The sequence below is a fragment of the Mycolicibacterium baixiangningiae genome (assembly GCF_016313185.1).
Lineage (GTDB): Bacteria > Actinomycetota > Actinomycetes > Mycobacteriales > Mycobacteriaceae > Mycobacterium > Mycobacterium baixiangningiae.
The window spans coordinates 168,316-180,541 of record NZ_CP066218.1; the positions used below are offsets into that span (position 1 = coordinate 168,316).

At 69.6% G+C, this 12,226-nt stretch carries 15 protein-coding genes; 10 read left to right on the forward strand and 5 right to left on the reverse strand.

The window, feature by feature from the left end; genetic code table 11:
- Positions 1-3: 3 nt before the first annotated feature.
- Positions 4-984 carry a glycosyltransferase gene (locus I7X18_RS00820; protein ID WP_193045159.1) on the forward strand — a complete coding sequence of 327 codons (981 nt, stop codon included), beginning with the start codon at positions 4-6 and terminating at the stop codon, positions 982-984.
- A complete protein-coding gene (locus tag I7X18_RS00825) occupies positions 981-1,814 on the forward strand; it encodes a glycosyltransferase family 2 protein (protein WP_193045158.1) in 834 nt (277 codons plus the stop codon). The genes I7X18_RS00820 and I7X18_RS00825 overlap by 4 nt, the downstream gene beginning before the upstream one ends.
- Here the strand turns inward: I7X18_RS00825 and I7X18_RS00830 are convergent.
- Both I7X18_RS00830 and I7X18_RS00835 read right to left on the reverse strand, forming a co-directional pair.
- A complete protein-coding gene (locus I7X18_RS00830; RefSeq protein ID WP_193045157.1) occupies positions 1,800-2,477 on the reverse strand; it encodes an SDR family oxidoreductase in 678 nt (225 codons plus the stop codon). The genes I7X18_RS00825 and I7X18_RS00830 overlap by 15 nt on opposite strands.
- A 124-nt stretch (positions 2,478-2,601) precedes the next feature.
- Positions 2,602-3,030 carry a pyridoxamine 5'-phosphate oxidase family protein gene (locus tag I7X18_RS00835; protein WP_193045156.1) on the reverse strand — a complete coding sequence of 143 codons (429 nt, stop codon included), beginning with the start codon at positions 3,028-3,030 and terminating at the stop codon, positions 2,602-2,604.
- Between the two features lie 82 nt (positions 3,031-3,112).
- Between I7X18_RS00835 and I7X18_RS00840 the strand changes: the two genes are divergently transcribed.
- The 5 genes from I7X18_RS00840 (at position 3,113) to I7X18_RS00860 (ending at position 8,437) form a co-directional block, all read left to right on the forward strand.
- Positions 3,113-4,057: an AraC family transcriptional regulator gene (locus I7X18_RS00840; RefSeq protein ID WP_193045155.1), complete on the forward strand. Its 945-nt coding sequence runs from the start codon at positions 3,113-3,115 to the stop codon at positions 4,055-4,057.
- A gap of 41 nt (positions 4,058-4,098) precedes the next feature.
- Positions 4,099-5,658, forward strand: a complete 1,560-nt coding sequence (locus tag I7X18_RS00845) for a Na+/H+ antiporter (protein ID WP_193045154.1) — start codon at positions 4,099-4,101, stop codon at positions 5,656-5,658.
- Positions 5,659-5,791: 133 nt separating this feature from the next.
- Positions 5,792-6,652: an ABC transporter permease gene (locus I7X18_RS00850; protein WP_193045152.1), complete on the forward strand. Its 861-nt coding sequence runs from the start codon at positions 5,792-5,794 to the stop codon at positions 6,650-6,652.
- Entirely contained in the window at positions 6,649-7,674 is a 1,026-nt protein-coding gene (locus I7X18_RS00855; RefSeq protein WP_193045150.1) for a taurine ABC transporter substrate-binding protein, read from the forward strand. Before I7X18_RS00850 ends, I7X18_RS00855 begins: the two co-directional genes overlap by 4 nt.
- Positions 7,658-8,437, forward strand: a complete 780-nt coding sequence (locus tag I7X18_RS00860) for an ABC transporter ATP-binding protein (RefSeq protein ID WP_193045148.1) — start codon at positions 7,658-7,660, stop codon at positions 8,435-8,437. The genes I7X18_RS00855 and I7X18_RS00860 overlap by 17 nt, the downstream gene beginning before the upstream one ends.
- Before the next feature lie 64 nt (positions 8,438-8,501).
- Here the strand turns inward: I7X18_RS00860 and I7X18_RS00865 are convergent, their stop codons facing one another.
- A complete protein-coding gene (locus I7X18_RS00865) occupies positions 8,502-8,630 on the reverse strand; it encodes a hypothetical protein (RefSeq protein WP_099050212.1) in 129 nt (42 codons plus the stop codon).
- 147 nt (positions 8,631-8,777) lie between these two features.
- Between I7X18_RS00865 and I7X18_RS00870 the strand changes: the two genes are divergently transcribed.
- Positions 8,778-9,437: a TetR/AcrR family transcriptional regulator gene (locus I7X18_RS00870; RefSeq protein WP_193045147.1), complete on the forward strand. Its 660-nt coding sequence runs from the start codon at positions 8,778-8,780 to the stop codon at positions 9,435-9,437.
- Positions 9,438-9,503: 66 nt separating this feature from the next.
- On the opposite strand, the gene I7X18_RS00875 is transcribed toward I7X18_RS00870, so the two are convergent.
- Positions 9,504-10,610: an alcohol dehydrogenase catalytic domain-containing protein gene (locus tag I7X18_RS00875; protein ID WP_193045849.1), complete on the reverse strand. Its 1,107-nt coding sequence runs from the start codon at positions 10,608-10,610 to the stop codon at positions 9,504-9,506.
- Between the two features lie 56 nt (positions 10,611-10,666).
- Between I7X18_RS00875 and I7X18_RS00880 the strand changes: the two genes are divergently transcribed.
- Both I7X18_RS00880 and I7X18_RS00885 read left to right on the forward strand, forming a co-directional pair.
- The gene (locus I7X18_RS00880) at positions 10,667-11,110 is read left to right on the forward strand and encodes an acyl-CoA thioesterase (RefSeq protein ID WP_193045848.1); all 444 of its coding nucleotides are present in this window, start codon (positions 10,667-10,669) and stop codon (positions 11,108-11,110) included.
- 16 nt (positions 11,111-11,126) lie between these two features.
- Entirely contained in the window at positions 11,127-11,573 is a 447-nt protein-coding gene (locus tag I7X18_RS00885) for an SRPBCC family protein (RefSeq protein ID WP_193045145.1), read from the forward strand.
- Here I7X18_RS00885 and I7X18_RS00890 read toward each other — a convergent pair.
- Entirely contained in the window at positions 11,570-11,914 is a 345-nt protein-coding gene (locus I7X18_RS00890) for a hypothetical protein (RefSeq protein WP_193045144.1), read from the reverse strand. The genes I7X18_RS00885 and I7X18_RS00890 overlap by 4 nt on opposite strands.
- Positions 11,915-12,226 lie beyond the last annotated feature (312 nt).

The following is a 12,226-nucleotide window of genomic DNA, read 5'->3' on the forward strand; positions in this document are numbered from 1 at the left end:
AGCGTGATCGGTTACTACGTCCACCATCACGGGCGCGGTCACCTGTCACGCGCGCTGGCCATCAGCAGACACCTCACCGAAGACGTGGTGTTCTTCTCTTCGGCGCCGCGGCCCCACGAACTCGGCCCCGCCGTCGACTGGGTGCAGCTTCCCCTCGACCTCCCCGGCGAGGACGGCCCGGTCGACGACCCGACGGCCAACGGCCGGCTGCACTGGGTGCCGCTGCACGTCGACGGGCTCGCGGCCCGCTCTGCGGTGCTGGTCAACGCCATCACGGCGCTGCGACCCCGTCGCATGGTGGTCGACGTCTCCGTGGAGGTGGCGCTGCTGTGCCGGCTGGCCGGCGTCCCGGTGACGGTGATGGCGATGCCGGGTGACCGCGGTGACGCCGTGCACGAACTGGGCTACGACATCGCCGACCAGATCGTCGCGCCGTGGTCGTGCGACGTGTACCGGCCGGACTGGCTCGCCCGGCATGACGCGCGTACGCACTACGTCGGTGTGATCAGTCGCTTCGAAGGGGCGCCGCCGGGGAACCGTTCGGCTACGCGGCCGAGCACCGGACTGCTGCTCATGGGGGCGGGTGGGTCGGCGGCGCCCCGGGACGCGCTGGATCAGCTGAGGCGCGGTGCGCCCGACTATCACTGGGTGGCCGCCGGCGGTGACGCCGGCTGGGTGGACGACCTGTGGCCGATGCTCAGCGGCGCCGACGTCGTCGTGACGCACGCCGGGCAGAGCGGCATCGCCGACGTCGCGACGGCGGGCGTCCCCGCCGTGGTCATCCCCGAGCGGCGACCCTTCGACGAGCAGCATGCGACCGCGGCCGCGCTGGCCGAGGCGGGCGTCGTGGCCACCGCGCCGGCGTGGCCGCGCCCAGACGAGTGGGCGGCGCTCCTCTCGGCGGCGCGCAACGCGGGTGGCCGGTGGCAGCGGTTGCGCGGGGAGGGCGCCGCCGCGCGCGCCGCATCGGTGATCGCCGCGTGACCAGAACCGCCGTGGTCGCCGTCGCGCACGGCCGCCACGAGCACCTGCGTCGGCAGAGCGCCGGACTCGAGCGCTCGGAGGTGCGGCCCGATCTACGCGTCGTGGTGGCGATCGACGATCCCGGCATCGCGGGTGTGGTGGACAGTGCCGTGGAGGTCATCCACTGCGCGACAACGGATTCCGGCCTGCCCCTGGCGCGGGCCAGGAACCTCGGCGCTGAGCACGCGCTGCAGCGCGGCGCGGATGTGGTGATGTTCCTCGACGTCGACTGCATTCCCGGGGACGCGCTCGTCGGCCGCTACGCCGAGGTGTGCGCCGCCTCGGACTCCGCCGCGGTGTTCAGCGGACCGGTCACTTACCTGCCGCCACCGTCGGACGGCGGCTACCCGATCGATGCCCTCGCCACGATGACCCGGCCGCATCCGGCGCGCCCCGCGCCCGCTCCCGGGGAGCTCGTCGTCGCCGACGATCACGACCTGTTCTGGTCGCTGTCCTTCGCGGTGAGCGCCGCGACGTGGCGACTGCTCGGTGGCTTTTGTGAGACATATGTGGGCTACGGCGCCGAGGACACCGATTTCGGTGCCGTCGCCCGGATGCGTGGCGTCCCGCTGATCTGGGTGGGGGGTGCACACGCCTACCACCAGCATCATCCGGTCTCCAGCCCGCCGGTCGAGCACCTGCACCAGATCGTGGCCAACGCCCGGATCTTTCACCGGCGCTGGAACCGCTGGCCGATGCCGGGCTGGCTCGACGCGTTCGAACGGGAGGGGCTGATCTCCCGGCGCGGGGACGAGATCGTCGAGACGCCGCCGCGGTCAGGCGGTCTGTAGGTAGTCGGCTCTGCCGGCGTAGACGATGCTCTGCGGGTGCGGGGTCCTGGTGGCGCCGACGATGGCGTCGGCGAACTCGTGGGCGCCCGGCATCGGGCCGCCGTCGATCATGTCGCCGGACACCACCGTGAGATGGATACCGAGGCGGCCGAGCGCCGAACGCATCTTGTACAGCGCGGTTTCACCGGCGCGCTTGCTCGCGGCGACCCCCGCGTAGCCCTTCGGCACCGCCTTGTTGGGGAAGAAGTGGGCTTGATGGCTGGTGACGTAGATGATGCGGCCGCCGACCGGCATCAGCGGCAACGCCAACTGGGCGAGACGCCGCTGAGCATCGCGGTTGAGGCGCATCGCGTCGCCCTGGTCGGCGACCGGTTCGAAGCCGCCCGAGGCGTTCAGCACGAGGGCGTCGAGGCGTCCGAAGCGGGCCGCGACGGAGTCCATCATCGCCACCGTGGCGGCTTCGTCGGAGATGTCCGCGGTCAGCGTCGACGCCTGCCCACCCGCATGGCGGATGGCTGCGGTGATGGTCTCAGCGCGGTCGCCGTTCTCGCGGTCGTTGACGAGGACGTGGGTGTCGGGGCTGGCGAGATGCCGCGCCACCTCCGCGCCGACGCCCCTCGACGCGCCTGTCACCAGGACGATTCGTGCAGGTGCATCGTGCATGTCCGGCTCCTTCGGTCGACGGTGATCCGAGTGATGCACGCCACCGTACACCGAATCTAAGGAAGCTATGGGAAAGATAAGGTCACGGTAAGGCAATGACGCGGCATCGGTCTAATACGTCGGTCTAATAGAGGTAGCGGCTCACGTTCTCCGGGTGGATGACGAGCCGCACCTGCTCCTCGGCCAGGATCGCGGCCAGGTCGCCGGCCCGGCCCGGATCGTCGAGATCCCAGTACCGTGCGGCAAGCCGGGTGCACAGATCGTGGGCGCCGTCGGGTTCCACGGTGGTGTGGCCCGCGACCGACACCCACCGCTCGCGCTCACCCGCCGGCGCGGCGACGACGAGGGACGCGCGCGGGTCGCGGCGCAGTCGCCGGATCTTCAACGAGTCAGGGGCTGTGAACAGTTGGATCGTTCCCTCGGCGGTGGCCTCGAACCACACCGGCCGCGGCTGCGGTGGGAGCGGTCCCGCGGCCACCGACAGGAAACCGTGCAGGGGGCGCCGGAGGAGTTCGAGATCCTGGGCGGTCAACGAACAGGCATCGATGCTCATCGCACCGATTCAACACCGCCCGATCGGACAGTTCCATGGGTGAGGGGCCATGATTCCTGTCCGATCGTCTACGGTGGCGACCGTGGACGTCTTCGGAGACCTGTTCCGGGGGGTGCGGGCGCACGGCTCCCTGTTCGGCAGCACCACGATGACCCCGCCCTGGGCACTGCACTTCGTCGACGGCGCGCCATTGACGTTGTGCACCGTGCTCAACGGGACGGGGTGGATCGTGCCGGAACACGGTGCGCCGGAGCAGTTGCGCCCGTACGACACCGTCGTCGTGCGGGGTCCGGAAACCTTCACCTTCGTCGACGAACTCGACACGGCGGCGGAGCCGATCGCGTGCGGTGAGTTCTGCTCGACGCCTGAGCAGGGCGGCACCACCCACCGGCTCGGATGGAACGACAACGCGGACAACGGTGTTGGCGCGACCACCCTGATCGTCGGTGCGTACCCGGTACGCGGTGAGATCAGCCGCCGACTCCTGGACGCGCTGCCCGTGGTACTGCGCGTGGAGGCCGGCGGCACGGGCGACCCCGTATTGGATCACCTCGCCGCCGAAGTGGCGCTGGACGTGCCGGGCCAGCAAGTGGTGCTCGACCGGCTGCTGGACTGGATGCTGGTGTGCACGCTGCGGGCGTGGTTCGACCGGCCCGGCGGTGAGGCGCCGGCGTGGTGGGCCGCCCAGCGGGACCCGGTGGTCGGCGAGGCGCTGCGCCTGATGCACGCCGAACCCGCGGCGCCGTGGACGGTCTCGTCGCTGGCCGACCGGACCGGGGTGGCGCGGTCGACGATGGCCAAGCGGTTCGGGGAGCTGTTGGGCGAACCGCCGCTGACCTACCTCACCCGCTGGCGCATGACGCTCGCGGCGGATCAGCTGATCGAGAGGGAGTCGGCGACCGTCGCGGCCGTCGCCCGCACCGTGGGCTATGCCGACCCGTTCGCGTTCAGCGCGGCGTTCAAACGGGTGCGGGGGATCAACCCGAGTGAATTCCGGCGCACGGCGGCGGGTGTGGCGCGGCGTTAGCGGGTACTAAGGACACCCGCCCCCCGGAAGGACCACCCGCTTTGGCCGCTCTCTCCCTGCTGCTGGCGCTGCTCGCGGCCACCGTTGTGCTGGCGCCCCTGGCCCAGCGCGTGTCGATTCCGTACCCGGCCGTGATGCTGGTGTTCGGTCTGGCGCTGGCGCTCATCCCCGGCGTCCCGGTGTTGTCGCCGAATCCGGAGCTGATCCTTCCGCTGGTGCTGCCGCCGCTGCTGTTCGCCGCCGCGCGGCGCACCTCGTGGCGGGAGTTCCTCGACAACCGCCGGCCCATCGCGCTGCTGGCCGTCGCGCTTGTCGGGGTCACCGCCGTCGCGGTCGGGGCGGTGCTGCACGCACTGGTGCCGACCGTCCCGCTGATCGCCGCGCTCGCCCTCGGTGCGGCGGTCGCCCCGCCGGATGCGGTCGCCGCCACCGCCGTGGCGCAGAAACTCGGCATACCGCGGCGGCTGCGCACCATCCTCGAGGGTGAAGGTCTGTCGAACGACGCGACCTCACTGGTGCTCTACGAGGTGGCCGTGGCGGGCACGATGACCGGCGCCTTCTCCGCCTGGGGTGCGGGTGAGGCACTCGGGCTCGCCGTCGTCCTCGGCGTGGTGGTCGGTCTGGTCATCGCCGTCATCACCCGTCGGCTGATCAACAAGCTGCCGCCGCACCCGGCAGGCAGCGGGCTCGTCCTCGTCGTCCCGTTCGCGGCGTACGCGGCCGCGGACGCGCTACACGGCAGCGGGGTGATCGCCGTGGTGACCGTGGCCCTGGCGATGAGCCGCTACGGCGACACCGAATCATCGCAGACCCGGCTGGCCACCGGGACGACCTGGGAGATCATCGAGTTGCTGCTGACCGGTTCGGCATTCGCGTTCGTCGGGCTGCAGATGCGCGCCGTCGCGGACAGCATCGACGCACCGCTCGGGGAACTGCTCGTGCAGGGGCTGGTGCTCACGCTGGTGGTGATCGTCGTGCGCTTCCTGTGGATCTTCCCGGTCGCTGCCATCGACGAGCGGTTGCACCAGCGCAAACAACACGTGGCCGAACCGATCGGCTGGCGGGAGATGACCGTCTCGTCGTGGGCGGGGATGCGCGGCGTGGTGACGTTGGCCGCCGTGCTGGCGCTCCCACCGAACTTCCCCGAACGGGAGCGCCTGGTGTTCTTCGCGTTCGTGGTCATCGTCGTCACCCTGCTGCTGCAGGGGCTGACGCTGCCGACCCTCGTCCGCCGACTCAAGGTGCAGGCCTCACCCGACGAGGAGGTCGACGCCGTCCAGGACCTCATCCGGCGCGCCCGCGACGCCGGCCTCAAACGGCTCGACGAACTGGGCGACCAGGAGGACGCCGACCCCGACGTCCTCGACCATGCCCGGGAGAACGCCGACCGGATGTGGCATTCGGTCGGATTCGCGCCACCCGACGCCGAGTCCAACGAAGCCCACACCGACCACGCGATGACGGTCAACGCGCTCAAGGACGAAATGCTCGCGGCCGCACGGGAGGCCGTGGTCGAGGCGCGTTCCGAATCGGGCACCGATCCGACGATCGTCGACCGGGTCCTGCGCCGCCTCGACGCCCGGGGCAGCCACCCCGAATAGATTCACGCAGATCGCAACTCTTCTCAGCGCCCCGAGGCGCCGGTAGCAATATCCCGGTGAACCGCGCGCTGTCCGACGACTGCTGTTGTCGCTGAAGCCTTCCCGTCCCCTTCAGCCACAGAAAGTCGCCACCGTGTCGGTCTTCGTCGATATCACCCCGGACGAGTCAGCCCTCGACGCGCCCGCCGCGTCACCGCGCGGCAAGCGGGGCGGACGGCTCACCCGTGCCGCGCTGCCGTTGCTCTCGCTGGCGGTGTTCTTCGGACTGTGGCAGCTGGCCGCGGTCAGCGGCGTCTGGAACCAAACCTTCGTCCCGTATCCGGCGACGGTGTGGCGGGCGTTCCTCGACGTGTCCACCACCCACGACGGCGTCCGCGGCTATGGCGGCTACCTGCTGGTCGAGCACCTGTACATGACGCTGCGGCGGGTGCTGGCCGGTGTCGTCATCGGGGTGGTGCTCGGGGTGGTGCTCGGCCTGGTGATGGGGTCGGTCAGCTGGGTGCGCAGCGTGCTGGAGCCGTGGCTGACCTTCCTGCGCGCGCTGCCTCCGCTGGCGTACTTCTTCCTGCTGGTCATCTGGCTGGGCATCGACGAGGCGCCGAAGGTCACGCTGCTCGCGCTGGCGGCGCTGCCACCGGCGGCCGTCGCCACCACCGCCGCCGTCCTCGCCGCGCCCGTCGGCCTGATCGAGGCCGCCCGGGCGCTGGGTGCCTCCCGCGCCGAGGTCATCCGCGACGTCGTCGTCCCGTCGGCGCTGCCGGAGACTTTCACCGGCATCCGGCTCGCGGTGGGCATGGCGTACTCGTCGGTGGTCGCCGCCGAACTGTTCAACGGCCTGCCCGGCGTCGGCGGGCTGGTCAAGGACGCCAGTAATTACAACAACACCCCGGTCGTGTTGGTCGGCATCTTCGCCATCGGCATCTCCGGCCTGATCATCGACGGTCTCCTGCGCACGATCGAACGGCGCGCCGTCCCCTGGAGAGGAAAAGTATGAGGATCAAAGCCCTTGCCGCCGTGGCGGTCACCATGCTCGCATTGGCGGGGTGCTCGGTCGACCGCTCGGGCCAGGATGCCGAGAAGCAGACGATTCGCATTGCCTACCAGAGCTTTCCGAGCGGCGACCTGATCGTGAAGAACAACCGCTGGCTCGAGGACGCGCTGCCCGACTACAACATCAAATGGACGAAGTTCGACTCGGGTGCAGACGTCAACACCGCATTCGTCGCCAAGGAGGTCGACTTCGGTGCGCTGGGCTCGAGCCCTGTGGCGCGCGGGCTGTCGGCACCGCTGAACATCCCGTACAAGGTGGCGTTCGTCCTCGACGTCGCCGGGGACAACGAGGCGCTGGTGGCCCGCAACGGCAGCGGCGTCACCACGATCGCCGACCTGCGGGGTAAGCGGGTCGGCACACCGTTCGCCTCCACAGCGCACTACAGCCTGCTGGCGGCGCTGAGCCAGAGCGGGCTGTCGCCCAGCGATGTTCAGCTCGTCGACCTGCAGCCGCAGGCGATCCTCGCGGCGTTCGAGCGCGGCGACATCGACGCCGGCTACTCGTGGCTGCCGACGCTGGATCAGTTGCGCGGCAACGGTAAAGACCTGATCACCAGCCGTCAGCTGGCCCGCGACGGTAAGCCCACCCTCGATCTCGGTGTGGTGTCCGACGAATTCGCAGGCGCCCACCCCGAGGTGGTCGACATCTGGCGCCAACAGGAAGCCCGTGCGCTCACCGTCATCAAGGACGATCCCGACGCCGCGGCCAAGGCCATCGGCGCCGAGATCGGCCTGCCCGCCGACGAGGTCAAGGGGCAGCTCGCGCAGGGCGTGTACCTGACGCCCGCCGAGGTGGCCTCGCCGGAATGGCTTGGCTCCGAGGGAAATCCGGGCAACATCGCGAACAACCTCGAGAGTGCCTCGCAGTTCCTCGCCGAGCAGAAGCAGATCCCGTCGGCTGCACCCCTGACGACGTTCCAGGAGGCGATCTACACCAAGGGTCTCCCCGGTGCCATCACCCAGTGACGGCGCCATCCACCTACGCGGCGTCTCGCACCGGTACGGCCGCAGCGGCTGGGAGGTCACCGCGGTCGGGCCCGTCGACCTGATCGTCGAACCCGGGACGTTCCTGGTGCTGGTGGGTGCGTCCGGATGCGGGAAGAGCACGCTGCTGCGGTTGCTCGCCGGCTTCGAAACCCCGACCGAGGGAACGGTGGCGGTGGCCGGTTCGGCGCCGACCCCCGGAGTGACCGCCGGGGTGGTCTTCCAGCAGCCCAGGCTCTTCCCGTGGCGCACGGTCGGCGGCAACGTCGACCTCGCGCTGAAGTACGCGCGGGTGCCCCGCGAGCAGCGGGCCGGACGACGCGAGGAACTCCTGACGAGGGTCGGTCTGGAGGGCACCGCCGAACGGCGCGTCTGGGAGATCAGCGGAGGTCAGCAGCAGCGGGTCGCGATCGCGCGGGCGTTGGCGGCCGACACGCCGCTGTTGCTACTCGACGAACCGTTCGCCGCGCTCGACGCGCTCAGCCGTGAACGTCTACAGGAGGACGTGCGAAGGGTCAGCGCCGAATCGGGCCGCACCACGGTGTTCGTCACCCACAGCGCTGAGGAGGCCGCGTTCCTCGGTTCGCGCATCGTGGTGCTCACCCGCCGGCCGGGTCAGGTGGCGCTCGACCTGCCCGTCGACCTGCCGCGAACGGATGTCGACCCCGACGAACTGCGTCGCTCGCCGGAGTACACGGAACTGCGCGCCGAAGTCGGCCGCGCGGTCAAGGCCGCCGCGGCGTAGCCGCGGATTCAGCCTGAGTGGCGTAGCCGCGAATCCAGCCTGAGTGGCGTAGTTCTGCGATCGCTTAGACCGGCGGGTATGCCGGCGGCGGATAGCCGCCGCCCGGGCCGGACACCCCGCGCAGGCCCCAGGCCAGATAGCTGAAGAAGAATTCGATCTCGTCGCTCGCGTCGTAATCGGGATTCGGGTCCATCGGGCACCTCCGGTTGTGACGCGGACTTTGATGGCAGTCTAGACCGACCGCGACGGACGTCACCAGCGCTCGGCGGCATTGCCATAGACTAGCCAACCAGCCAGTTGATAGATGCCCGCGCGGCGGGCCCGTCGATAGTGAGTTGCCATGTCCCCCGAAGCGTCACCGAACGGGTCGACCCGGCGCGATGAGCTGCTGCAGGTCGCCACCAAGCTGTTCGCCGCGCGCGGGTATCACGGCACCCGGATGGACGATGTCGCCGACGCCGTCGGGTTGAACAAGGCCACGGTCTACCACTACTACGCGAGTAAATCGCTGATCCTCTACGACATCTACAAGGGTGCGGCCGACTTCACCGTCGACGCCCTGCACGACGATCCGACGGCGTCCGCCCGGGAGACGATCTACCACTTCACCCGGCGGTTGCTCGTCGGCATCGCAAGTGACATCGAGCGCGCCGCGGTGTACTTCCAGGAGGGCCCCTACATCGGTGAGTGGTTCACCGAGGAGCAGGTGGAGTACATCCGCGAGAAGGAGGCCCAGGTCTACGAGCACGTCCGCGACGTGATCGACCGGGGTATCGCCAGCGGCGAGTTCTTCGAGTGCGACTCGCATGTGCTGGCGCTCGGGTACATCGGCATGACGCTGGGCGCCTACCGCTGGCTGCGCCCGCAGGGGCGGCGTACCGCCCAGGAGATCGCTGAGGAATTCAGTACCGCGCTGCTGCGCGGCCTGATCCGCGACGAGACCGTCCGCACCGAGTCACCGCTCGGTGAAGGCGTGCGAACCGCAGCAGTGCATGACTGACCTGCTCTCACTCGACGGCAGGTCGCGGTGATCCCCGTCGACGGCCGTCGCAACGGTATTGCTCAGCTAATCGAACTCGATGACCTGGCGGACCGCCTTGCCCTCGGCGAGGCGGTCCATGCCGGTGTTGATCTCGTCGAGTGAGATGGTCGACGACACAAGGGTTTCCACCGGGAGCCGGCCGGAACGCCACAGGTCGACGAACCGCGGGATGTCGCGGGCCGGAACCGCGGAGCCGAGGTAGCTTCCGATGAGGGATCGGCCCTCGGCGACGAAACCCAACGGCGACACCGAGATTCGGGCGTCGGGTCGGGGGAGCCCGACCGTGATGGTGCGACCACCGGGAGCGGTGTGCGCGATCGCCGTCTCGAGTGCGGCGGGGTGGCCGACGGCTTCGACCACCACCTCGGCCTTGACGTTGCGCTCGGCGGCCTCGTCCGGGCTGTAGGCGGCGTTGATGCCCATGGACCGGGCGCGATCGAGCTTGTCCTCCAGTTGGTCGATCCCGACGACCTCCACGCCGTCGTAGGACATGGCGGTGATCATCGCAGCCATCCCGACGCCGCCGAGTCCGACCACCACCACTGTCTGGCCGGGTCGCGGTTTGCCGACGTTGAGCACCGCACCGCCCCCGGTGAGGACCGCGCAGCCCAGGAGGGAGGCGACCACGGGCGGAACGTCTGCGTCGACGGGAACCACCGAATGCCGGTCCACCACAGCGTGAGTGGCGAATCCGGATACGCCGAGGTGGTGGTGCACCGGCCTGCCGTCGCGGTGCAGGCGGATGTCTCCGTGCATGAGGGTGCCCGCGCCGTTGGCGGCGCTTCCGGGTTCGCACGGTGTCAGGCCGTCGGTGGCGCACGCCGTGCAGTGGCCGCATCGGGGCAGGAACGTCATGACGACCCGCTGCCCGATGGCGAGGTCGGATACGCCGGGGCCGACTTCCTCGATGACACCCGCGGCTTCGTGGCCGAGCAGCATCGGGACCGGGCGCACCCGGTTGCCGTCGACGACGGACAGATCCGAATGGCACAGGCCCGCGGCCTCGATGCGGACCAGCAGTTCGTCGGGGCCGGGCGGGTCGAGCTGCAATTCGGATACAGACAGCGGGGTGGACTCGGAGAAGGGTCGGGGCCGGCCGATCTCCTCCAGGACGGCGCCGCGGATGGTCATGGTCATGCTCACCAGACTGCCCCGACTGCGAGACTGAAGCCATGCCCACCCACTCCATGCCCACCGACTCCGGGGACCGGCGGACCAGCCGCGATTTCCCGGTGCATTGGCCGGTGCTGACGCGATGGACCGACAACGACATGTTCGGCCACCTCAACAACGCGGTGTACTACGAGCTGTTCGACACCGCGATCAACGGGTGGATCAACACGACGGTGGGCATCGACCCGGTGAACGCGCCGTGGTTGGGGGTGGTCGCCGAATCCGGTTGCCAGTACTTCGCGGAGCTGAAGTTCCCGGATCCGTTGGTGGTGGGGCTGGCGGTGGCCCGCCTGGGCACCAGCAGCGTCACCTACCGCCTGGCGGTGTTCGAGCGGGACGCGACGCAGGTCGCGGCCGTCGGGCACTGGGTGCACGTGTACGTCGACCGGGAGAACCGCCGGCCCATCCCGATCCCGGACGCGGTCCGGTCGCTGCTGGAGACGGCCCGCGTGGAGTAGTCGATATGCTCGCCCGATGCCGCTCGTGAGCAAGACCGTCGAGGTCGAAGCGCCCGCCGACGCGATCATGGCGATCGTCGCCGACTTCGAGAGGTTCCCGGAGTGGAACCCGGAGATCAAAGGGTGCTGGATCCTCGCGCGCTATCCGGATGGACGCCCCAGTCAGCTGCGCCTCGACGTCGAGGTGCAGGGCCAGGCGGGCACGTTCATCACGGCCGTGTACTACCCCGCCGAGAACCAGATCTTCACGATGCTGCAGCAGGGCGACCACTTCGAGAAGCAGGAGCAGAGGTTCTCGGTGGTGCCGATCGGCGCGACGTCGCTGCTGACGGTTGATATGGATGTCGAGACGAAGCTGGCGATCCCGAAGCCGATGGTGAAGAAGGCGATCGGCGAGACCCTGGATTACCTGGCCGACAACCTCAAGGCGCGCGCTGAGCAGTTGGGTGCGGGTAGCGCCTAGCTGAACCGGGCGATGCGGTCCCAGAAAGTGTCGTCGTCGCGCCCCGTCAGACGAGCCGCCTCGGCGCGCAGCGCGACGACGCGTTTGTGGATGCGGTACTCGGTGGACCGCGGCATCTCCAGTGGCCGGTACTTCCCGCGCGCGGTGCGGCAGACGCGGCCGTGGGCCGTCTCCCAGCGCAGGGCGTCGGAGACGGATTTCGACGGCCGGCCGATGATCTCGAAGCCTTGGTATTCGAGGGCGTCGACGAGGTCGCTGACGGTCTGGGGGCCATGCTGGTGCAGGTACAGGGTGAGGGTGTAGCGGAGTTCGATGCCGCGGAGCAGGCGTCGGTTGGTCATGGGACGACGGTGGCAGGGGTGACCGACGTGTCTCGGGGGCGGCGGCGGCTTTCTCCCCAGGCAGCGGATGGTCCACAGCGTGCAACAGAAGTCCCAGGATCCCCTCGGCGAAACCGCATGCGAATGCCCGGCTAGTAGCGACAAAGTCGCTCGGTTGTCGCGGGGATGGGTCGCCCGATGCGGGAGCGACAGCTCAGCGACTGTGTCGCTACTAGCCGGGCAACTGCGTATGCATCCGGACGGCGCGGGCGCAATCGGAGCGGCCGGGTCGGCGGTGAGTGCCCAGCGACTTTGTCGCGCTTAGTCGGGCGG

Excerpts from the sequence above, each read along its gene's own strand:
- I7X18_RS00875 (WP_193045849.1), bottom strand. The coding sequence starts at position 10,610 with ATGACCATCCGCGGCGCCGTCCTGGAGGAGATCGGCCGGCCCCGACCC.
- I7X18_RS00870 (WP_193045147.1), top strand. The coding sequence starts at position 8,778 with ATGTCCCCCGAAGCGTCACCGAACGGGTCGACCCGGCGCGATGAGCTG.
- I7X18_RS00885 (WP_193045145.1), top strand. The coding sequence starts at position 11,127 with ATGCCGCTCGTGAGCAAGACCGTCGAGGTCGAAGCGCCCGCCGACGCG.
- I7X18_RS00855 (WP_193045150.1), top strand. The coding sequence starts at position 6,649 with ATGAGGATCAAAGCCCTTGCCGCCGTGGCGGTCACCATGCTCGCATTG.
- I7X18_RS00865 (WP_099050212.1), bottom strand. The coding sequence starts at position 8,630 with ATGGACCCGAATCCCGATTACGACGCGAGCGACGAGATCGAATTCTTC.
- I7X18_RS00830 (WP_193045157.1), bottom strand. The coding sequence starts at position 2,477 with ATGCACGATGCACCTGCACGAATCGTCCTGGTGACAGGCGCGTCGAGG.
- I7X18_RS00880 (WP_193045848.1), top strand. The coding sequence starts at position 10,667 with ATGCCCACCGACTCCGGGGACCGGCGGACCAGCCGCGATTTCCCGGTG.
- I7X18_RS00835 (WP_193045156.1), bottom strand. The coding sequence starts at position 3,030 with ATGAGCATCGATGCCTGTTCGTTGACCGCCCAGGATCTCGAACTCCTC.
- I7X18_RS00890 (WP_193045144.1), bottom strand. The coding sequence starts at position 11,914 with ATGACCAACCGACGCCTGCTCCGCGGCATCGAACTCCGCTACACCCTC.